This window comes from Leptotrichia rugosa (assembly GCF_041200005.1).
In the GTDB taxonomy this organism is placed as follows: Bacteria; Fusobacteriota; Fusobacteriia; order Fusobacteriales; family Leptotrichiaceae; genus Leptotrichia; species Leptotrichia rugosa.
The window spans coordinates 1,918,047-1,940,972 of the sequence record NZ_CP165644.1 but is presented as its reverse complement, the minus strand read 5'-3'; the positions used below and the strand labels follow the sequence as shown (position 1 = coordinate 1,940,972).

Sequence of the window (22,926 nt, the reverse complement as noted above, 5' to 3'; positions counted from 1 at the left end):
TATGGTTTTAGCAAAAAATAAAAAAGCGTATCATGACTATTTTATAGAAGAAAAATTGGAGGCTGGAATCGAGCTTGTGGGAACAGAAGTAAAATCTGTAAAAGCTGGTAAGATAAGTATAAAAGAGAGTTTTGTAAGAATTATAAGAAATGAAGTTTTTATAATGAATATGCACATAACACCTTACGAATTTGGAAATATTAATAATGTACCAGAATCAAGAGTGAGAAAATTACTTTTGAGCCGAAGAGAAATCAATAAATGGGAAGCCAAAATCAAAGAGCAAGGATACACAATTGTGCCACTTTCAGTTTACACAAAGCAAAGACTTGTAAAAGTGGAAATTGCACTTGCAAAAGGGAAAAAACTTCACGATAAAAGGGAAACTTTGAAAAGAAAAGATATAGATAGAAATTTAAAAAAAATTCAAAAAGATTTTTTAAGATAATGGGATAAATTGATAATAAAAAATAAAAATATCAGGGAGGCTAAATGGATATTTTAAAAAATGTGGCAAGTGAGCTAAATTTTAATGAGTCACAAGTGGAAAATACAATAAAACTTTTTGACGAAGGGGCGACTGTGCCGTTTATTGCTCGTTATAGAAAAGAAGTTACTGGAAATTTGGACGAGGAGCAAATTAGAGATGTAATTGAGAAAGTTACTTATTACAGAAATCTAGAAAAAAGAAAAGAGGAAGTCTTAAGGCTTATAGAAGAGCAGGGAAAATTGACTGACAAGCTTAAAAACAGCATAACTTGTGCAACAAAACTTCAGGAAGTGGAAGACCTTTATTTGCCTTACAAGAAAAAGAAAAAAACAAAGGCAGATATTGCAAAAGAGCAAGGATTAGAGCCTTTGACAGAATTTGCGTTGCTTTCAACAACTACTTTTGAAGAGTTACAAAAAGAGGCAGAAAAATATTTGAGTGAAGAAGTTGTATCGGTTGAAGATGCGATTAATGGTGTGCATTTGATTATTGCACAAAATATTTCGGAAGATGTGAAAATAAGGGAATTTTTGAGAAATAAAATTTCAGAATTTGGAATTTTGACTTCAAAAGTTGTGGAAAAAAACAAAGAAAACGATGAAAAAGGGGTTTATCAAGATTACTATGAATATTCGGAGCTTATTAAAAAAGCGGCTTCTAATAGAATTTTGGCAATAAATCGTGGTGAAAAAGAAAAAATATTAAAAGTTGACATTGAAATTGACGAAAAAACTGAAAAATTTATAATGGACTTTATTTTGAATACTTTTGAAAATAAAAATTTAGTTGAATTTTTGAGCGAAGTTATAAAAGATTCGCTGGATAGACTGGCTTATCCGTCGATAAAAAACGAAGTGAGAAATATTTATACTGAAAAATCTGAGGAAGAAGCGATTAATATTTTTTCTGAAAATTTAGAAAAACTGCTTTTGCAGCCGCCTTTGAGTAAAAAAACATTGATGGGTCTTGATCCCGGTTACAGAACAGGTTGTAAATTGGTAATTATCAACAAAGATGGTTTTTATGAAACAAACGATGTACTTTTTCTGGTTGAAGAGATGCACAATTCAAAGCAGCTTGCAACCGCAAAGAAAAAAATCTTGGACTACATTAAAAAATACGATGTTGATATCATTGCAATTGGGAATGGAACTGCTTCTCGTGAAACTGAAAGTTTTGTGGCAGATGTTATAAAGGAAGCATCAAAACCTGTGTCATATTTGATTGTAAGCGAGGCAGGAGCTTCAGTTTATTCAGCTTCAAAAATTGCAATTGAGGAATTTCCAGATTTGGATGTGACGGCTAGAGGAGCAATTTCAATTGCTAGAAGAATTCAGGATCCGATGGCTGAGCTTGTGAAGATTGATCCAAAATCAATTGGAGTCGGAATGTATCAGCACGATGTGAATCAAAAAAAATTGAATGAAACTTTGGAACAGACAATTGAACATGTTGTAAATAATGTTGGAGTCAATATTAATACAGCTTCGTGGGCATTACTTAGTTTTGTTTCTGGAATTAAGAAAAATGTAGCTAAAAATCTTGTGGATTATAGACATGAAAATGGAGATTTTAAGGACAGAAAAGAACTTAAGAAGGTAAAAGGCTTGGGAGCGAAGGCTTTTGAGCAGATGGCTGGATTTGTTGTTGTGCCTGATAGTGAAAATCCTCTGGATAATACGATTATTCACCCTGAGTCGTATCACGTTGCCGAAACTATTTTAAAAGAGGCTGGATGTAAAGCTAGTGATTTGAAGGATAATTTGAAAGAAGTTAGACAAAAATTGAAAAATGTTGATTTGAAAAAAATTATATCTGAAAATGAATTTGGGAATGAAACGGCAAAAGATGTATATGAGGCTCTTTTAAAGGATAGAAGAGATCCACGTGATGAATTTGAAAAGCCTCTTTTGAGATCGGATATTTTAAATATGGATGATTTGCAAGAGGGAATGGTTTTAGAAGGAACTGTGAGAAATGTGGCAAAATTTGGAGCTTTTGTGGATATTGGATTAAAAGGTGATGCACTGCTTCATATTTCGGAAATAGCTGAGAAGTTTGTTTTGGATGCTACAAAGGAACTTTCTGTGGGACAGATTATTAAAGTTAAGATATTGTCACTGGATAAAGAGCGTGGAAGAGTGGGTCTTACGAGAAAAGGATTATAAACTAATTTAAAAAGAATTAAAAAAAGTGCAAATATTGAAAAAAATAAAAAATTTTTAAAAAAATATTTGTACTTTTCTGAAAAATTTGGTAATATATAACAGTAAGAAAATTTGGGTTGTTAAAAAGTTATAAAATGCTATTTTAAATCATAAAATTTTTAATTTTTGTAATAAAATATGACCTAAAAAATTTAAAGAATTTTTAAAAAACCAAATCAATTTAAAAAAATAAAATATTTTTAATATTTTAATTTTTTAAAGAAATTTTTCTTTTTAAAACTTTTTTAAAAAAATATAGAGAAAGAAGGAAGGTTCAGGAATGGAATTTTTAGTTGGATTAGTGCCAATAGTTGTATTTTTGATATTGCTGACATTTTTAAAAAAATCAGCAATGTTTAGTGCGTATGCCAGTTTAGTAGTGGCAATTATTTTAAATTTTGTTATGCCAGGATGGAGAATGCCGATTCAAGGGGTTTTTGCTTCAATTATTGAAGGATTTGCGACAGCATGGATGCCTATCGGTTTTGTAGTATTTGCAGCACTATTTGCTTACGATTTATCAGTAAAAACTGGTAAAATTGAAACAATCAAATCAATGTTAGGAAGCATCTCAACAGATAAAAGAGCTCAAGCATTGATATTAGCTTGGGGATTTGGTGGATTTATAGAAGGTATTGCAGGATATGGGACAGCAGTTGCAATTCCAGCAGCAATCATGGTTTCATTAGGATTTACTCCGCTAAGTGCAGCTTTAATTTGTCTTATTGCAAACTCAACACCAACAGCGTTTGGAACAGTTGGACTGCCAGTTACAACAATGATTTCAAACTTTAAATTGAATGCTGGGGAAACAGCATTTTATACATCATTATTGTTGTTAGTTTTGACATGTATTATACCATTTATCTTGGTAATAATGGCTAATAAAGAAATTGATGGTGGAAAAAATGCAGCATTTGGAAGAGGAATTTTACCTGTAGTTATTGCTTCAATTATTGGTTATTTAACACAACCATTTATCGCAAAAGCAATGGGTGCAGAATTGCCAACAATTTTATCAAGTTTATTTGCAATGATCTTAATGATAGTTGCTACTAAAATCTTTATTAAAGAAGATGAAAGTGCAAAATCTAATAAAGGTCAAGCTATTACTGGAAAAGATGCATTTATGGCTTGGGTTCCGTATATTTTAATGATAATCTTAATTATTGGAACAAGTCCAGTTGTAGAAGCTGTTCATAAAGCTTTAGAACCAACGACTACACATTTCAATTTTGCTTTGGGGCATGAAGCTACATGGTTTAAGGATAAAGGAGATCCAAGTGTAATATTCAAATGGATTTTAGCACCAGCTGCACCATTATTTGTTGCAACTGTTATAGCAGGATTCATTCAAGGTGTAAAACCAAAAGTTATGGCTGAAACATTAAAAGAAACAATTTTAAGTAAATTACCTTCAGTTGTGGTAATTATGGGAATTGTGGCATTATCAGTAGTAATGAAACATAGTGGTATGATTGAAAGTATAGCAAAAGGATTTGCTGCAACAGGTAAATTCTTCCCAGTAATTTCGCCATTCTTAGGAACTATCGGTACATTCGTAACAGGAAGTGACTTGGCATCTAACTTGTTATTCGGTGGAGTTCAAGTAAATATAGCAGGATCAAACGAAGCATTGAAAGCATTGTATATCGCTGCTGGTACAGGTGGAGCGACAGGAGGAAAAATGATTTCTCCGCAAAATATTGCAATTGCCGCTTCAACAGTTGGATTAATGGGTAAAGAAGGAGATATGCTTAAATTCACTGTTAAATATTCAATAGCTTATGCAGCTGTTTTAGGTATTTTAACATTCATTGGAGCAGGAATGCTTCATTAAAAATTTGAAACTAGAAATTATGAAGTTTAAAAAAAGTAAATGCAATGGTTAATGAAAAGGAGAATACTGAAGTTAGAAAAATTTTGGTATCTCCTTATTTGTATATTTAAGGATATTTAAGCTAGAGTTATTTAAAAATGTAAAGAATTATGATATAATAAAAAACATAAAAAAAGAGTTAGTTTTTAGAAAAATATAGGAGGAAATAATGTCAGAAAATCAAAATATTGAGAAGGTAGATTATGCAAAAACACTGAATTTACCAAAAACAAGTTTTAAAATGAAAGCTAATTTGGCACAAAAAGAGCCATTGACTTTAAGAGATTGGACAAAATCAAATATTTATGAAAAGTCATTAAGAGAAGGTCATCCATTCTTTATTTTGCATGATGGACCACCGTATGCAAACGGAAACATTCACATTGGACATGCAATGAATAAAGTGTTAAAAGATATAATTTTGAAATATAAAAGATTAAGAGGGTATGATGCACCGTATATTCCTGGCTGGGATACTCACGGACTTCCAATCGAGTGGAAAATCATGGAAGAATTGGGAGAAAAAGCAAAAGCAATGACTCCACTTCAAATTAGACAGGAATGTAAAAAGTATGCCTTGAAATGGGTAGAAAAACAAAAGAAAGAGTTTGTAAGACTTGGAATTTTAGGAAATTGGGATAATCCTTATGTTACACTAAAACCTGAATTTGAAGCAGAACAATTAAAAGTATTTAAAGAAATTTATGAGAATGGCTATATTTATAAAGGGCTAAAACCGGTGTACTGGTCACCGACTACTGAAACTGCACTTGCAGAAGCAGAAATTGAATATAAAGATGTAACTTCTCATTCAATTTATGTGAAATTTGAAGGGGAAAAAGATTTGGCTGATAAATTAGGTGTGGATAAAGCAAGTATTTTAATTTGGACAACAACACCTTGGACATTGCCAGCAAATTTGGGAGTATTTTTGCATCCTGAATTTGATTACGGGTTGTATAAAACTGAAAAAGGAAATTTGATTGTTGCAAAAAAATTAGCTGAAGATGTATTCAAAACATTGGACTTGTCGTATGAATTATTAAAAGAATTTAAAGGGACAGATTTGGAATACACTCATTACAAGCATCCGTTCTTAGATAGAAAAGGATTGGTAATGAATGCTGATTATGTAACAGTAGATGCAGGTACAGGAGCAGTTCATACAGCGCCTGGGCACGGGGCAGATGACTACAATTATTCATTGAAATATAACATTGGAATTTTGTCGCCAGTAGATGATAAAGGGCATATGACTAAAGAAGCGGGAAAATATGAAGGAATGTTCTATGCAAAAGCAAGTAAGGCGATTGTTGAAGACTTGACTGAAAGCGGACATATGTTGTATCACACAACTTTCGTTCACTCGTACCCGCACGATTGGAGAAGTAAAAAACCAGTTATTTTCAGAGCGACTGAACAATGGTTCATTAGCGTGGATGAAAGTGACATCAGACAAAATGCGTTAGATGTGTTGAAAAAAGTAGAATTCGTGCCAGAATGGGGTAAAAATAGAATTAACGCGATGATTGAAACAAGACCAGACTGGACAATTTCAAGACAAAGAGTTTGGGGAGTACCAATTCCATTATTCTACAACAAAGAAACAAATGAAGTGATTTACGATTCTAAAATCATGGACAGAGTTATCGAATTAGTGAAAAAAGAAGGAACTGATATTTGGTGGAAATATGAAGCTAAAGAAATCATCGGTGAAGAATTATTGGAAAAATTAAACTTGAAAGATGTAGAAATTAGAAAAGAAAGAAGTATCATGGACGTTTGGTTTGATTCTGGAGTTTCCCACAGAGGAGTTTTAGCACCAAGAAACTTGCCAAGACCAGCTGATTTATACTTGGAAGGAAGCGATCAGCACAGAGGTTGGTTCCAATCATCGCTTTTAACTTCAATTGCAAGTACAAAAGATGCACCATACAAAAGAGTTTTAACTCACGGATTCGTAATGGACGGACAAGGCAGAAAAATGTCTAAATCGCTTGGAAATACAATTGTTCCAAAAGATATTATTGAAAAGTACGGAGCAGATATTTTAAGACTTTGGGTATCATCAGTAGATTACAGAGAAGATGTGAGAATTTCTGAAAATATTTTGCAGCAAATGTCAGATGCGTATAGAAGAATTAGAAATACAGCAAGATTTTTGATGGGTAACTTGAATGATTTTGATTACAAAACTGAAAAAGTCGACTACAACGATATGTTTGAAATTGATAAATGGGCAATGCACAAATTGGAAGAATTGAAAGAAAAAACAACTGAATACTACGATAAATATGAATTTTATAATTTATTCCAAGAAATTACATATTTCTGCTCAATTGAAATGTCATCGTTTTATCTTGACATAGTAAAAGATAGACTTTACTGCGAAGCGCCAAAATCACTTACAAGAAGAAGTGCTCAAACTGTGTTGACAGAAGTGTTAAAAGTGTTGGTAAGAATTATTTCGCCAGTGTTGTCATTTACAGCTGAAGAAATTTGGGAAAGAATTCCTGCATCATTGAAAGATGAAGAAAGTGTACATTTATCATCTTGGATTGAACCAAATCCAGCTTACAAAAATGAAGAACTAGCGAAAAAATGGGAAAAAATTGCTCATTTAAGAAAAGAAGTGAACAAAAAAATTGAAAGCTTGAGACAAGAAGGATTAATTGGGCACTCGCTTGATGCAAGAATTCTTTTAAATATCACAAATGATGATTATTCATTCTTAAAAGATTATACAGAAGATGAAGTTTCTGACTTATTTATCGTATCTCAAGTTAAATTTGTAAATGATAGTTTGGAAGAAAGTGAAATTAGTGGAATAGGCATTGCTGTGGAAAAAGCGTCTGGAGAAAAATGCGAAAGATGTTGGAAATATGGTGAAGAAATTGGACATGACCACAATCATTCGGATGTATGTCCAAGATGTGCAAAAGTTCTTGACGAATTGAAAGGTAAAAATTAATTTATGAATTATATAATGATAATATTGGGATTGACTTTATTTGACCAAGTTACAAAATATATAATTTATCGAGTTGCAGAAGGTCAAGCGGGTTTTTCAATCCCAATTATAAAAAATTTTTTTCATATTACTTATGTTGAAAATCACGGTATGATTTTTGGACTGGCACAGGGTAAAATAAATGTGGTTACGATATTTAGCGTACTTCTAATTATTTTCATAATTTTTAGCGAATACAAAAATTTTAAGAATTATTCAAAATGGACAAAAGTCGGAATTTCAATTATAGCAGCTGGAGCATTGGGAAATATGATTGACAGAATTGCCAGAAATTTTGTCATAGATATGATAGATTTTCGTGGAATCTGGAATTTTGTGTTCAACATTGCAGATATGTATGTTCATATTGGTATTTATATTATTGCGATTGATTATTTAGTGAGAAAATATAAAATAAAAAGAGGTAAATAGCGTGATTTTTGCTGCTGTTTATGGATTTTCTCTTATTTTTCTTGTAGCATTAATATTTGTTGTATTTTTGACTATTATTTATTTTTCTAAAAATAAGGTATTGGCAGAACTAATTATTTGCGGATTTATATTGGTTTTTACTATTAATTTTTTCTATATCTGGTTTCCAATTAAAGAAAATACAGAATTGAAAATAGGAAATTGTTTACTTGCAACCGATTATAATGCGGCTGTTCCTGAAGTAAGTTTTTCTTTAGGAAATAAGGGATATTTAAAAAAATTAAATAAAATAAAAGATAACTGGATTGGCTATATTTATGATTTTGATGAAGCAATATCTAAATTTTTAGATGAAGAAAAAATTGGAAAAGAAAAAATAGAATACAATAAGAATTCAGGTTATTTTATAATAAATTCGCAAAATCAGCTGTTTCATTTGACAGAAGAACAGGCAAAAGAAAAACTGAAAGTAAAAAATCTTAATCTGAAAAATCCAGAAAAAATTATAAGAAAATATGGAGAAAAAAAAGAAAAATCAACATTTTATAAAATAATTGATGATTATTTTATACCATTTTCAGATAAGGGAATTGGTATAATAGGTTATGAAGTAATCAAATACTTCGCTATTTTAATATTAATTTTAAGAATAATATATTTGAGAAAACTTTTAAAAAAAAGAAATCAAGAGAAAGGATAGAGATAAATGACTTTTCAGGAAATTATATTAACTCTTCAAAAATTTTGGGGAGAAAAAGGGTGTATAATATCAAATCCGTATGATATTGAAACAGGTGCAGGAACATTTAATCCAGACACTTTTTTAATGTCATTAGGTCCTGAGCCTTGGAATGTTGCCTATGTTGAGCCATCACGTCGTCCAAAAGATGGAAGATACGGTGAAAATCCCAACAGAGTGTATCAGCATCATCAGTTTCAGGTAATTATGAAACCATCGCCAGAAAATATTCAGGAACTTTACTTAGAAAGCTTAGTGGCATTAGGAATTAATCCTAAGGAACACGACATAAGATTTGTGGAAGATAACTGGGAAAGTCCTACATTAGGAGCTTGGGGGCTTGGATGGGAAGTATGGTTAGACGGAATGGAAGTAACTCAATTTACTTATTTCCAACAAGTTGGAGGATTAGAAGTTGAAATCGTTCCATCAGAATTAACTTACGGACTTGAAAGAATTGCACTTTATTTGCAAAATAAAGATGATGTAAAAGATTTAGAGTGGACAAAAGGTGTAAAATATGGAGAAAGAAGATTCCAATTCGAGTACGAAATGTCGAAATACAGCTTTGAAGTAGCCGATGTGCCAATGCACTTCCAATTATTCGATATGTATGAAAAAGAAGCATTAAATTGCTTGAATCACAACTTGGTATTACCAGCTTACGACTATGTATTAAAATGTTCACACACATTTAACAATCTTGATGCAAGAGGTGCAATCAGTACAACAGAAAGAATGTCTTATATCTTAAGAGTAAGAGATTTGGCTAAGAAGTGTGCCGAACAATTTGTAGCAGCAAGAAAAGAATTGGGATATCCATTGTTGAAAAAATAAGAAATATAAAAGGGGGCTTTTCAAAAGATTTTGAGAAGGAAGGAGTGTGCGATGAAACTAACAATAAACAATATCGGGAAATTAAAAAATGCTGAAGTTGTAATTGATGGAATAACGGTTATCACTGGTGAAAATGATACTGGGAAAAGTACAGTTGGAAAAGTTTTGTGGAGTGTTTTTAATGGATTTTATGAAATTGATGAGAAAGTTTATAATGAAAAAGTTTCTGAATTGGAAAAAATTGTAGATAAACTTATGAAAGCAAATGGTTATAATAAAATTGCTGATAATTTTAAAGACTTTTTTGGAATTTTTGATAGAACTGAAGCAAAAATTGCTATTGAACTTTTAAAAAATAATAAAAATTATTCAGAAGATGAGATAAAAATTATAATTAATAATTATAAAAAAGATCTAAAAATTGAAAATATTTCAAATTTTGTTCAAGAAATAAATGAAACTTTAAAAATTTCAGACAAAGAAATCATAAAAGTTATTGTTTCACGAATTATGAATAAAGAATTTCATAATCAAATTAATGCCATTTTTTCTAGAGAAAAAATGAATATTGGAGAAATAAGTCTTAAAATAAAAGATAAAGAAATAGATTTAAAAATTGAAAATAATGAAATTTCAGATGTTCAAAATTATTTTTTAATAAATAAAGAAACAATGTATATTGATAATCCATTTATTTTGGATAGTTATGATTTCGAGGATAAAAATCACCAGACACATTTAGCAACCAATGTTTTTTCAGAAAACGAAAATAGTGTTATTTCTGAAATAAAAGTGAAGAAAAAATTGAATAATATTTACCAAAAATTAAACAGTGTTTTGAGTGGAGAGATTTTGGAAAATAAAAATTTTAAATTTGTTTACAGAAAAAATGGTGAAGATATTGACTTAAAAAATTTATCTACAGGGCTTAAAACTTTTGCAATTATAAAAATGTTATTGCAAAATGGAACGTTGGAAGAAAATGGAACAATAATTCTTGATGAGCCAGAAATTCATTTACATCCAGAATGGCAACTAAAATTTGCTGAATTGATAGTTTTATTGCAAAGAGAGTTTGGAATGCATATTTTATTGACAACACATAGTCCGTATTTTTTAAATGCAATTGAAGTTTTTTCGGAACAACATAAAATTGATGATAAATGTAAATATTATGTGGCTGAAAATGAAGGAAATAGCAGTATTATAAAAGATGTAACAGGAAATACAAGAGAAATTTATAGAAAATTAGCAAGACCAATTCAGGATTTAGAAAATATTAGATATAGCAGTGATTTAGATGAGTAAAAAAATTAATTTGAAAATATATAATACTTCTACATTAAAGCAAACTTCAAAAGATGATAACAATGAAGAATATATGACAGAAAGTCAAATTAAAGTAATTAATTTTGATAGTGTTGGAGGAGATAAGTACACTAGAAATAATAATTTGAGCATTCAGCTGAAAACAAATGATGTTTTATTTTTACATAGCGATAGAAGATATACTTTTATTGAATTTAAAAATGGGAAATTACTTGATAAGTCTAATAGAATTGATATAAAAAAATTAAAGGATATAGAGTTAAAGATTCTTAATAGTATGTTTGTTTTAGGAGATATTGAGAAAAAATCTTTAAATACTTTAAAAGAAATTACAAATTATATTTTAGTCTACAATGAAGAAAAAAATTCACCAAATGAAAAGAATTCCATTTCAGAGATTGGAAATTATTTTATAAATCAGGGAAGTAGTTTATCAGTTGGAGAAAATACTTTTGGTAAAGATGAAATCATTTGTTTTGGACTTGAAAAATTCAAAGGTTATTGCTTCAAAAATGTACACACCTACTCAAAAGAGGAATTTGAGGAAAAATTTGTAAGAAAATATGAGAAATTAAAATAAAAAATAAAGTCTTTTTTGCTTCTTTTTGTGGCGAAAATTTATAGGAAATAAAAAAATAAAAAGAAGAGTGAAAATACCGAAAGGAGTGAAAAAATTGAATTTTCTTTTTGAAATAGGATTAGAAGAATTGCCTTCGAGATATGTAGACGAGGCTGAAAGTAATTTGAAAAAAATTGCGGAAAAAGAGTTAAAAGAAGAAAGAATTGCATTTTCAGGAATAGAATCTTTTAGTACGCCGAGAAGAGTGGCGATTATTGTTAAAGATATTGCTGAAAAACAAGCGGATTTGGATAAAAAAAGTGTTGGACCTTCAGTGGAAATCGCTTATAAAGATGGAGCATTGACAAAAGCTGGAGAAGGATTTATAAAATCACAAGGAGCGACACCTGATGATGTAAAAATTATCGAAAATGAAAAAGGAAAATATATTTCAATTGAAAAATTTATTGCTGGAAAACCTACAAAAGAAGTGTTGCCAGAAATATTGTCAAATGTTATTAAAAAAATCGAGTTTGAAAAATCAATGAAATGGTCAGACAGAACATTTAGATTTGCAAGACCGATAAAATGGTTTGTGACTTTGCTTGGAACAGAAGTATTGCCTTTTGAGTTTGAAGGATTAAAAGGTGGAAAGAAAACTCGTGGGATGAGATATTTTGCACCGCAAGATGTGGAAATTTCAAATCCCGACGAATATGTTTCAAAATTGAGAAAAAATAGTGTAATTGCTAGAAAAGCTGAAAGAAAAGCGGAAATTTTGAAAAGTATAAAAGAAAATTGTGAAAATGATGGTGATGTTGCGATTATTAATAATTATTTATTGGAAGAAGTTGTGAATTTGGTGGAATATCCTTTTGCGATAAAAGGTGAGTTTAATGCTGATTATTTGGACCTTCCAGAAGATATTATCACGATAACTATGGAAACACATCAAAGATATTTTCCAGTGAAAGATGCAAATGGAAGATTGACAAATAAATTTATTGTAATCAGAAATGCACCTGAATATTCAGAAGTTGTGAAAAAAGGTAATGAAAAAGTTATTGAGCCAAGACTTGCTGATGCGAAATTCTTCTTTGATGAAGATTTAAAAGGTAAATTTGCCGATAATGTGGAAAAATTGAAAGAAGTTACGTTCCAAAAAGATATGGGAACAATTTACGAAAAAATACAAAGAAGTAAAAAAATCGCTGAATATTTGGCAGATGAATTGGGATATGGAGCGAAAAAGAAAAATATCTTAAGAACAGTGGAACTTTCAAAAGCAGACTTGGTTTCAAACGTAATTGCAGAAAAAGAATTTACAAAATTGCAAGGATTTATGGGATCAGTTTATGCTGAAAAACAAGGTGAAGATAAAGAAGTGGCACTTGGAATTTTTGAACATTACTTGCCAAGATACCAAAACGATATTTTACCAACAACTATTGAAGGAGCATTAGCTGGAATTGCTGATAAAATCGATACTGTAGTAGGTTGTTATTCGGTAGGTTTAAAACCAACAAGTTCAAAAGATCCTTATGCGTTGAGAAGAGCGGTTCAAGGAATCGTTCAAGTGGCATTGGATTCTAAATTAGAATTAAATTACGAAAAATTAGTTGAAAAGGCTTACGAAATTTTTGCGGCTGACAAAAAAGTGTTGGATAAAAATGTTGTGAAAAATGTGGTAGAATTGTTTAAACAAAGATTATCAAATGTTTTAGGCGAAAAATACAGCAAAGATTTGATTTCATATGAAATTAACCTTGAAAACAATATCGTAAAATTAAATGACAGATTGTCAGTATTATTGGAATTGTCAAAAACAGAAAATTTTGAAACATTGATTAACTTATTAAAAAGGGTAAAAAATATAGTTAAGGATAATAAAGATGAAATCAAAATTTCAGAAAATTTATTTGAAAAAAACGAGGAAAAAGCTATATTTAACTTAGGAAATAAATTGGAGCTGCTTGAAAATAAAGAGTTCGCAAATTATATTCAAGTTTTATTGAATAACGCAAATGTAATAAATAACTATTTCGATAATGTAATAATTAACACAGATGATGAAACAATTAAAAATAACAGAGTTTCTACGCTTAAAAAATTAGAAAAATCGATTGATAAAATGATAAATATATAAAATTTTTAAGAAATTTTGAATTGTTTAATTGCTGAATTACTAGTCAATATTGGAATCTCGAATAGTTTTCACAGTTAAATAATAGAAAAATAAAATTTTTAGTATTGACTTTTTAAAAAAAAAGTGCTAATATCTAACCATAAAACGATGGTTAAATTAAATATAACCCGATATAAAATTAACAAAAAAAACTTGATTTTTTTGCTAAAATAGTGTATACTTACTTAAGTAAAGTTAGATTAAAAAATTCAAATTATTGGAAAATTTTTTTAAAAAATTAATTAATTTTTGGTTTTTTAGAAAATATATAATTTGAATGAAAGTGTCTTATTGTGTACCTATTTAAGCATAATCAAGGCAGTGCAGAAGTAAAATTAAATAGAAAATTCAGGAGGAATTAAAATGAAAAAATTAGTTATTTTGGGAACAGCTTTATTAGCTTTGAATGCTGTAGCGTCTGAATTCCAAGTAAAAGGTGGATATGATTTCTACAGAAAATATAAATCAGGAGCAGATTATTGGAAACATTCTGATTTTAAAGTAAAAAATGGTGCAACTGCGGGTGTTGAATACATCGTAGACAACCAAGGTGAATTTGAATGGGGATTAGGAGGAGAATACAAATTCTCTAATAACTCAGGAAAATTAAAACCTAAAAAAGAACAATGGAATGGTACTTATTCAACTGCTAAAAAACTTGGTAGAGATGTACCAGTTTATGCTTTAGGTAAATTTAACTTAATTACAACTAATGGAGGAAACGATGCTTTATATGTATTAGGTAGAGCAGGATATAACTTCGCTAAAGAATCAAGAGAAGCAAGAAAGCAGGCAGGATTAGACATTAAAGGTGGTCTATATACTGCAGCAGGAATTGGTACTGAATTTGGACCAGTTTCATTGGAAGCTTTATATGAAAGATCTAGCTTTAAAGTAACAGATAAAACTCCAAATGTTGGTGTAACTAAATATAGAGATCATTTAGATTCAGTTGGAGTAAGAGTAGGTTATAGAATTGGTCAATTGAAAAATGACAGATCACCTAAAGTTATAACTCAAACAGTAGAAGTACCTGTACCAACTCCAGTTCCTACACCTGATAATACAATTGATACTAGAGGAAATGCTGTATTACCATTTAGCTGCTCAGTTGATGATAAAAAATGTGTAATCAGAGGATTTAAAGTTGATGGAAGAGTACCAAACGAAAATGAACAAAACGACTTGAGAAAAATTGCAGACGTAATTAATCAATTTGCTGATGGTGGAACAATTGATTTCGTTGGACATACAGATTCAACTGGTTCAAATGCTTACAACCAAAAATTATCAGTTGCAAGAGCACAAAACGTAGCAAGATTGTTAAGAGAATATGGACTTAAAAATTCAATTTCTTATGGAACAATCACTGGACAAGGTGAAACTAACCCAATGGATACTAACGATACACAACAAGGAAGATACAATAACAGAAGAGTTGAATTATTCTTCCAAAATGTAGACTTCAAAAATGTTAAATTCATTAACCAATAATAATTAATAATTTGGGAACTATTTTTTAGTAGTTCTCAAATTTTATAATTTTTTAAAATTATTTTTAAAAGAAGGCGAATATTTTTTTGTATAATAAAAAATATGAGAAAAAATGATTAAATATTTTCTTTTTTTGTAAAAAATGTGATATAATTTATTATAATTATGTATTGTTCAGGAGAAAAAATTGAAGAATAATTTTAGAGAAAATTTATTAACTGTAGAAAAAATGAGAGAAAAAATAATCGAACTGAAAAGAGAGGGGAAAAGAGTAGTTTTTACAAATGGAGTGTTTGATATTTTGCACATAGGTCATCTGACTTATTTGGAAGAAGCTAGGAATTTAGGAGATGTTCTGGTTGTGGGTATCAACAGCAACTCTTCCGTCAAAGTCAATAAAGGCGACAAAAGACCGATTAACGACGAAAAAAATAGAGCGTTCGTGCTTTTGGGGACAAAATTTGTGGATTTTGCGGTTATTTTTGATGAGAAGACGCCGGAAAAACTTCTGGATATTCTAAAACCTAACATTCATGTGAAGGGTGGAGATTACAGAAAGGAAGATTTGCCGGAAACAAAGACTGTGGAAAAAAATGGCGGAGAAGTTAAAATTTTATCTTTTGTGGATAATGTTTCTACGACGGATATAATTAATAAAATAATTGAAGTTTATAAAAAGTGAGATTAAAATATGAAAATAATGAATTTTGATGAAATAAATAATTTGGCACGAAGTTTAGCAAAAAAGTTGGAAAATGGCGGATGTGTTGGACTAATTGGAGATTTGGGAGCGGGGAAGACGACTTTTACGAAAAAAATTTGTGAATATTTTGGAGTTACAGAGAATGTAAAAAGTCCGACATTTACTTATGTCATTGAATATGAGAGTGGAAGGAAAAAAATTAGCCACTTTGATGTATATAGAATTAGCAATACTGAAGAGATTTATGAAATTGGATTTGAAGATTTTATCGGAGATGAAGAGAGCGTCATAATTGTAGAATGGGCAGATAAAATTTTATCTGAAATGCCGCAAGATACGATTTTTATTGAAATTAATCACCACTCTGAAAATATGAGAAAAATTTCCGTCTATAAATTTGAAAATGGAGAAAAAATAGATTATTTAGAAAAATTGGGAGAATGAAAAAAGAAAAATTAGAAAAAAGAAATAGAAGAAAAAACAAAAAGATAGGAGAAATAAAAAAATAAATAAAGAAAGGGAGATTATGATAACTTTTGCAATAACTACGACCACTAAATTGGCTGGTCTTGCGCTTTATGAAAATGAGAAAGTTTTGGGGAAAATTCATATTGAAGTTGCGAAATCACATTCTACAACAATTTTGGAGCAAATTGACTGCCTTTTAAAGTGGACTGGAAAAAAATTAACTGATATAAAAAATGTGGTTGTGTCGATTGGACCTGGCTCTTTTACAGGTGTGAGAATAGCTATTTCGGTTGTAAAAGGAATTTTTTTTGGAAGAGAAGATGTTACATTTTATGAAGTGAATGAACTTGATGCGCTAGGTTATCAGGCATTTTTTAATATTTGTGCGACTTGCGATAATTTTTTTAATAAAAAAATTTATGCTTTGATAGATTCGAGAAAGGAAAAAGTTTATTTTGCGACTTATAAAATTTTTGAAAATAAACTTGAATTAGTAGAAGATTATAAAGTTGCTAAATTGGATGATGTAATCTTGGAAATTAATAATAAAAAAAATGAAAAAGAAGATAAAAATAAAGAAAGTAAACAAGATAAAGAAGATAGAGAAGAAAATAAAAATAATGAAATTTATATGATTGGAGATGCAGTTTTTAATTATAAAGAAAAGATAAAAGAAAATTTGAGGCAAAGTGTCCATTTATTTGAAGAAAAAAATTTGAAAATTGATGTGGCAACTTTTGTTCAAATGATGCTCGCAGGAAAACTCGAAGATAAAAAAACTGATATTTTTAATTTAAGACCGAATTATTTGGAAAAATCACAGGCGGAAAGGGATAAGAAATAATGGCGTTAAAAAATTTTTTTAAATTTGGAAAAAAGAAGAAAAAAGAAGAAGAGATTGAAGAAACTAAAGAAACTGAAAAAAATGAAAAAATTAAAAAAAATATAGAAAACAAAGAAAATAAAGAAAATAAAGAAGAAAAAATAAAAAAAGGCAATGAAATTTCTGAAAAAAATAAAAAATTAAAAAATGAAAAAAAATCAGAAGAAAACGAAAATAAAGAAGAAAAAGAAGAAAAAATTGAAAAAACTAAGAAAAAACCGAAGTTAAAACCGCTAAAAGATAGACTTGCCACACCTAAAAAAGGATTTTTCTCAAAATTGAAAGAGATGTTTTTGGGAAAAACAATTGACGATGAACTTTATGAAGAGTTGGAAGAACTGCTTATTCAATCTGATATTGGAATGGATATGACGATGGAAATTGTGGCAGATTTGGAAAAACAAGTTGCCAAAAAGAGATTGAAAGCGTCGCAGGATGTCTATGAAGAATTGAAAGAATTGCTAAAAGATAAACTAGTTTACAACACCGAAGAAAATACGAAACTTGATATTCAAGATGGAAAACTTAATATTATTTTGGTAGTCGGAGTAAATGGAGTTGGAAAGACGACTTCGATTGGGAAAATTGCGAAAAAGTTAAAGGATGAAGGAAAAAAGGTTATAATTGGAGCTGGAGATACATTTAGAGCGGCTGCAATTGAACAGATTGAGGAATGGGGGAAAAGAACTGGCGTTGAAGTTGTGAAACAATCTCACGGAAGTGATCCTGCGGCTGTCATATTTGATACGGTAAAAACCGCTAAAAATCGAAATTTTGATGTGGCGATACTGGATACAGCGGGAAGACTTCATAATAAAAGAGATTTAATGAAAGAGCTGGAAAAAATTAATAAAATTATAAAAGAACAATCGGGAAATGATAAATTTGAAACACTTCTTGTAATTGACAGTACGACTGGGCAAAATGGACTTGAGCAAGCTAAAATCTTTAACGAAATTGTGGATTTAACAGGTATTATTTTGACTAAGTTTGACGGAACTGCAAAAGGTGGAATTATTTTTCCGATAACTAATGAACTAAAAAAGCCAATTAAATTTATTGGAGTTGGGGAAGGAATTGAAGATCTTAGAAAATTTGATTCTAAAGAGTTTGTAGAAGCGATTTTTTCTGATTAGCTTTAAAAAATGTGTGAAAATAAAAATAAAAAATAAAAAAAGAAATGGAGTTGAAAAAATGTCTAAAAATTTATTAGAAAGTTTGAAGGCTAAAGCAAAAATATTGCAAAAAACAATTATATTACCAGAAACGGAAGATCCAAGGGTGCTAAAAGCAGCTGAAAAAGTTATGAGTGAAGGTCTTGCAAAAATTGCGCTTGTGGGAAATGAGGAAAAAATAAAAAAAGAAGCTGAAAAATTGGGAGTAAATTTGGATGGAGCGATTTTTTATGATCCAAATAACTGTGCGACTATTGACCAAATGTCAGAAATTTTGAGAAAGAGAAGAGAAAAAAAAGGTATGACTTTTGAAGCGGCAAAAGCTACAATGTTGTCAGATCCTAGATTTTTTGCGGCAATGCTTGTGAAACAAGGAAGAGTTGACGGAATGGTCGCAGGTTCGATTTCTCCGACAGCTCATGTACTAAGAGCGTCAATTTTAGTAATTGGACCAAAAGAAGGGCTAAAAACAATTTCAAGTTCGTTTGTTATGGTAACTGACTCGGACTTTGGAGCAAATGGAACACTTATTTTTACAGATGCGGCAGTTATTCCCAATCCAACGGCGTTACAACTTGCAGATATAGCGATTTCAGCGGTTGAAAAAGCCAAAGTTACAGCTGGGATAAAAGAGCCTAAGGTGGCATTTTTGTCTTATTCAACAAAAGGAAGTGCTGACGGAGAATCAGTTAGAAAAGTTAGAGAAGCGATTGAAATTTTAAAAATGAGAGATGTGGACTTTGAATTTGATGGAGAAATGCAACTGGATGCGGCAATCGTTCCAGAAGTGGCAAAACTTAAGGCACCAAACTCAAAAGTGGCAGGAAATGCAAATGTATTAGTTTTCCCTGATTTAAATGCAGGAAATATCGGTTACAAATTGACTCAGAGATTTTCAGGTGCGAAAGCGTTAGGACCGTTAATTCAAGGACTTGCAAGACCTGTTCACGATTTGTCAAGAGGTTGTAGCGTGGAAGATATAGTTGAAGTTGTGGCAATTACAGCTGTTGAATCTGATGAATAATAATAATTAAGAATAAGGATAAGGATAAATAAAAATTTTTGGAGGGAATAAATAAATGAAAATATTAGTTATAAATAGTGGAAGCTCGTCGTTAAAGTTTGAATTAATTGATATGACAAATGAAAAATCAATTGCGAAAGGACTGTGCGAGAGGATAGGAATTGCAAATCCGATGATCAGTTACAAAAATTTGATAAAAGATATAAAAATAACTGAACAGCCAGAACCTATGGACGATCATAAAATGGCAATTGACGCTGTATTAAAACTTCTTCAGGACGATAGCATGGGAGTTATTAAAAGTGTTGATGAAATTGATGCGATAGGACACAGAGTTGTGCAAGGAGGAGCTTATTTTAAAGATTCGGCTTTAGTTGATGAAAAAGTTATTTCATTAGTTGAAGAACTTGGAGAACTTGCGCCACTTCACAATCCAGCTGCGGCAATGGGTGTGAGAGTTATGATGGAACTACTTCCAGATAAAAAAAATGTCGTGGTATTTGACACTTCGTTTCATCAGACAATGGAGCCAAAAGCATATATGTACGCTTTTCCGTATGAAGACTATGAAGAGTTAAAAGTTAGAAAATACGGTGCACATGGGACTTCGCACAGATATGTGAGCGAAATTGCAGCTCAAATGTTTGGAAAAAAAGATTCCAAAATAATAGTTTGTCACCTTGGAAATGGAGCTAGTATAACAGCTGTGAAAAACGGAAAAGTTGTTGACACTTCAATGGGTCTAACTCCACTTGCTGGAGTTATGATGGGAACCAGAACCGGAGATGTGGATCCATCGGCAGTTGTTTATATAATGGAAAAAAGAGGTTTAACTCCAAAAGAAATGAATACAAGAATGAATAAACAGTCTGGAATTAAAGGAATTTTTGGACCTAGCTCGGATTTTAGGGACTTGGCAGCTGGAGTTGAAGAAGGAAATGAAAAAGCAAAATTGGCATATGAAATGTTTTGTTACAAAATAAAATCTTATATTGGAGCTTATGCCGCTGCAATGAATGGACTTGATGCAATAGCATTTACAGGTGGAATTGGAGAAAATGCTTTTTATGCGAGAAGAGATATTTGTAGGGATTTGACATATTTAGGAATTGATTTAGATGAAGAAAAATCAAGTAAATGGTTACCGGGAAATGTAGAAATTACTAAAGAAAATTCTAAAGTAAAAGTTTATAAAATTGAAACGGCGGAAGAAATAATGATAGCGAGAGATACTTATAGACTTACAAGAGAAAGTTAGGTGGGGAAAAATGGCAAGTTTAAATATAATTTACTATTCAGCGACAGGAAATACTGAAGAAATGGCAAAATATATTGCACAAGGTGCAAAAGATGCGGGAGCAGATGTGAAAGTGATAAATGTGGAAGAAGCTGACGAAAAATCAGTAAATGCTGATTTTTTAGCGTTTGGTTCACCTGCTGCAGGAGCGGAAGAAATAGCGCCAGAAATAGTTGAATTTATTGAATCCAATAAAGATAAAATTTTTAATAAAACAGTTGGACTTTTTGGCTCTTACGATTGGGGAACAGGAGTTTTTATGGAAAGTTGGGTAGAACAGCTAACTAGCGAAAATTTCTCAATCGTAGGAGAAGGATTTATAAATCACTTGGCAGCTGATGATAATGAAAAAATTGAAAAATGTAAAGAATATGGAAGAAAAATAGTATTGTAGTAAAAACAAAAAAAGGGGATTTTTTCCCCTTGATTAAATAAGTAAAAATTTTTTCTTTTCAAACATATTTTATTTTGCCTAAGAATTAATAATTCTTGATATTAAATAAGAAATGTGATACCATTAAATATAAACTATTTCAAAAAATAAGTTTTTGGAGGAAAAAATTGAGAAATTTGATATTACAGTTTTGTCTTATGGTGCTTGTTGGAACACTTATAGGTTGGTTTACTAATTATTTAGCTATAAAATTACTTTTTAGACCATATAAGGAGATGAATTTTCTCTTTTTTAAAATACAGGGGCTAATTCCCAAAAGAAGAGCGGAAATATCTTTAAATATAGCTGATGTAGTGGAAAAAGAGTTAATTTCGGTGGACGATATTGCGGAAAAAATTGAAGAAATGGATATTTCTGATGGAGTTATTGATAGATTATTAGATAAAGTTATTGGAGAAAAGTTGCAAAAGAATATTCTGGATAAAAATCCGCTACTAAAAATGATTATAAACGATAGTGTAATTCAAAAAATAAAATCTTATTTTAAAAAGAGTATTTTGGAAAATAAAGAAGAAATTGTTGAAGAAATTATAAAAATAGCAAAAGAGAAAATAAATTTTCGTGAGATAATATTAGATAAAATGGAAAATTTTTCTTTACAGGAAATAGAAGAAATTATTTTAAGAATTTCAAAAAATGAACTAAAGCATATTGAAATAATAGGTGGAGTTCTTGGGGGAATTATCGCAGTGTTCCAATTTTTATTGATGTTGGTGCTAAAAGCGATATAAGTTTTGAAAGAGGGAGAAAAGATGGAAAAAGAAAGAGTATTGGCACCCGATGAATTGGGAGAGGACAATATTCAGAAGTCACTTAGGCCAAAAACTTTTAGAGAATATATTGGTCAAGAAGATTTGAAAAAAAAAATGAATATTTTTATAAAAGCGGCAAAAATGCGAAATGAAACCGTGGATCACATTTTGTTATATGGACCTCCAGGACTTGGAAAAACAACACTTGCGGGAGTAATTGCAACTGAAATGGGAGTGAATTTAAAGATTACAACTGGACCAGTTTTGGAAAAATCAGGGGATTTGGCAGCAATTCTGACTTCACTTGAAGAAAATGACATTTTATTTATTGATGAAATCCACAGATTAAACACTTCAGTTGAAGAAATTTTGTACCCTGCGATGGAAGATAATGAAATTGACATTTTAATTGGAAAAGGACCGTCAGCTAGAAGTATTAGAATTGAACTGCCAAAATTTACATTGATTGGTGCGACAACTAAAGCCGGGCAGTTAAGTACACCACTTCGAGACAGATTTGGAGTAACGCATAAAATGGAATTTTATAAATTGGAAGAATTGGAAGAAATTGTTCGCAGAGGAGCCGATATTTTGAGTATTTCATATGACGAGGACGGAATAAGTGAAATTTCCAAGAGAAGCCGTGGTACGCCTAGAATTGCAAATAGACTTTTGAAAAGGGCAAGAGACTATGCACTTGTCGAAGGAAACGGAATACTTGACAAAAAGAGTGTAAATGGGATTTTAAAACTTTTGGGAGTCGATGAAACGGGACTTGATGAACTCGATAGAAAAATTTTAAGTTCAATAATTGATGTCTATAATGGAGGACCTGTTGGGATAGAAACATTGTCGCTTTTGCTGGGTGAAGATAAGCGTACAATTGAAGAAGTTTATGAGCCATATCTGATTAAAATAGGATTTATAAAGCGGACACCCCGTGGAAGAGTTGTAACTGAAGCTGGTTACAGACATCTGGGAATAAAAAAAATAATAGAAAAATAAAAAT

20 protein-coding genes are annotated in these 22,926 nt (G+C 30.6%); all 20 read left to right on the top strand.

Annotated elements, in window-relative coordinates; all coding sequences use genetic code 11:
* Position 1 precedes the first annotated feature (1 nt).
* The 20 genes from smpB (at position 2) to ruvB (ending at position 22,922) form a co-directional block, all read left to right on the top strand.
* Complete coding sequence (gene smpB / locus AB8B22_RS09925) at positions 2-448, top strand: SsrA-binding protein SmpB (RefSeq protein ID WP_314082319.1); 447 nt, start codon at positions 2-4, stop codon at positions 446-448.
* Between the two features lie 44 nt (positions 449-492).
* Positions 493-2,658 (top strand): Tex family protein, encoded by a 2,166-nt coding sequence (locus AB8B22_RS09920; protein ID WP_369710987.1) that lies wholly within the window; start codon positions 493-495, stop codon positions 2,656-2,658.
* A gap of 319 nt (positions 2,659-2,977) precedes the next feature.
* On the top strand, positions 2,978-4,537 hold the full coding sequence (locus AB8B22_RS09915; RefSeq protein WP_018499392.1) for an L-lactate permease: 1,560 nt from the start codon (positions 2,978-2,980) through the stop codon (positions 4,535-4,537).
* Between the two features lie 208 nt (positions 4,538-4,745).
* A complete protein-coding gene (gene ileS, locus AB8B22_RS09910) occupies positions 4,746-7,547 on the top strand; it encodes an isoleucine--tRNA ligase (RefSeq protein WP_369710986.1) in 2,802 nt (933 codons plus the stop codon).
* A 3-nt stretch (positions 7,548-7,550) separates the two neighbouring features.
* Positions 7,551-8,018 (top strand): signal peptidase II, encoded by a 468-nt coding sequence (gene lspA, locus AB8B22_RS09905; protein WP_369710985.1) that lies wholly within the window; start codon positions 7,551-7,553, stop codon positions 8,016-8,018.
* Between the two features lie 100 nt (positions 8,019-8,118).
* A complete protein-coding gene (locus tag AB8B22_RS09900) occupies positions 8,119-8,718 on the top strand; it encodes a hypothetical protein (RefSeq protein WP_369710984.1) in 600 nt (199 codons plus the stop codon).
* A gap of 6 nt (positions 8,719-8,724) precedes the next feature.
* On the top strand, positions 8,725-9,594 hold the full coding sequence (gene glyQ, locus AB8B22_RS09895) for a glycine--tRNA ligase subunit alpha (RefSeq protein WP_094079638.1): 870 nt from the start codon (positions 8,725-8,727) through the stop codon (positions 9,592-9,594).
* A 51-nt stretch (positions 9,595-9,645) separates the two neighbouring features.
* Entirely contained in the window at positions 9,646-10,902 is a 1,257-nt protein-coding gene (locus AB8B22_RS09890; protein ID WP_369710983.1) for an AAA family ATPase, read from the top strand.
* On the top strand, positions 10,895-11,503 hold the full coding sequence (locus AB8B22_RS09885) for a hypothetical protein (protein ID WP_094079640.1): 609 nt from the start codon (positions 10,895-10,897) through the stop codon (positions 11,501-11,503). Before AB8B22_RS09890 ends, AB8B22_RS09885 begins: the two co-directional genes overlap by 8 nt.
* A gap of 94 nt (positions 11,504-11,597) precedes the next feature.
* Positions 11,598-13,628, top strand: coding sequence for a glycine--tRNA ligase subunit beta (gene glyS, locus AB8B22_RS09880; protein ID WP_094080767.1), 2,031 nt, complete (start codon positions 11,598-11,600; stop codon positions 13,626-13,628).
* Between the two features lie 402 nt (positions 13,629-14,030).
* Positions 14,031-15,161, top strand: coding sequence for an OmpA family protein (locus AB8B22_RS09875; protein ID WP_094079641.1), 1,131 nt, complete (start codon positions 14,031-14,033; stop codon positions 15,159-15,161).
* Positions 15,162-15,390: 229 nt separating this feature from the next.
* Entirely contained in the window at positions 15,391-15,843 is a 453-nt protein-coding gene (gene rfaE2 / locus AB8B22_RS09870) for a D-glycero-beta-D-manno-heptose 1-phosphate adenylyltransferase (RefSeq protein ID WP_172826481.1), read from the top strand.
* 9 nt (positions 15,844-15,852) lie between these two features.
* A complete protein-coding gene (gene tsaE / locus AB8B22_RS09865; protein ID WP_094079643.1) occupies positions 15,853-16,308 on the top strand; it encodes a tRNA (adenosine(37)-N6)-threonylcarbamoyltransferase complex ATPase subunit type 1 TsaE in 456 nt (151 codons plus the stop codon).
* An 82-nt stretch (positions 16,309-16,390) separates the two neighbouring features.
* Positions 16,391-17,176, top strand: coding sequence for a tRNA (adenosine(37)-N6)-threonylcarbamoyltransferase complex dimerization subunit type 1 TsaB (gene tsaB / locus AB8B22_RS09860; protein WP_369710981.1), 786 nt, complete (start codon positions 16,391-16,393; stop codon positions 17,174-17,176).
* Entirely contained in the window at positions 17,176-18,351 is a 1,176-nt protein-coding gene (gene ftsY / locus AB8B22_RS09855) for a signal recognition particle-docking protein FtsY (protein ID WP_369710980.1), read from the top strand. The genes tsaB and ftsY overlap by 1 nt, the downstream gene beginning before the upstream one ends.
* Positions 18,352-18,409: 58 nt before the next feature.
* On the top strand, positions 18,410-19,414 hold the full coding sequence (gene pta, locus AB8B22_RS09850) for a phosphate acetyltransferase (protein WP_369710979.1): 1,005 nt from the start codon (positions 18,410-18,412) through the stop codon (positions 19,412-19,414).
* A 55-nt stretch (positions 19,415-19,469) separates the two neighbouring features.
* Positions 19,470-20,672, top strand: a complete 1,203-nt coding sequence (locus tag AB8B22_RS09845) for an acetate/propionate family kinase (protein ID WP_369710978.1) — start codon at positions 19,470-19,472, stop codon at positions 20,670-20,672.
* Positions 20,673-20,682: 10 nt separating this feature from the next.
* Positions 20,683-21,105 carry a flavodoxin domain-containing protein gene (locus tag AB8B22_RS09840; RefSeq protein ID WP_369710977.1) on the top strand — a complete coding sequence of 141 codons (423 nt, stop codon included), beginning with the start codon at positions 20,683-20,685 and terminating at the stop codon, positions 21,103-21,105.
* A gap of 167 nt (positions 21,106-21,272) precedes the next feature.
* Positions 21,273-21,896, top strand: a complete 624-nt coding sequence (locus tag AB8B22_RS09835) for a DUF445 domain-containing protein (protein ID WP_369710976.1) — start codon at positions 21,273-21,275, stop codon at positions 21,894-21,896.
* A 21-nt stretch (positions 21,897-21,917) separates the two neighbouring features.
* The gene (ruvB, locus tag AB8B22_RS09830; RefSeq protein WP_369710975.1) at positions 21,918-22,922 is read left to right on the top strand and encodes a Holliday junction branch migration DNA helicase RuvB; all 1,005 of its coding nucleotides are present in this window, start codon (positions 21,918-21,920) and stop codon (positions 22,920-22,922) included.
* The last annotated feature ends 4 nt before the right edge of the window (positions 22,923-22,926 follow it).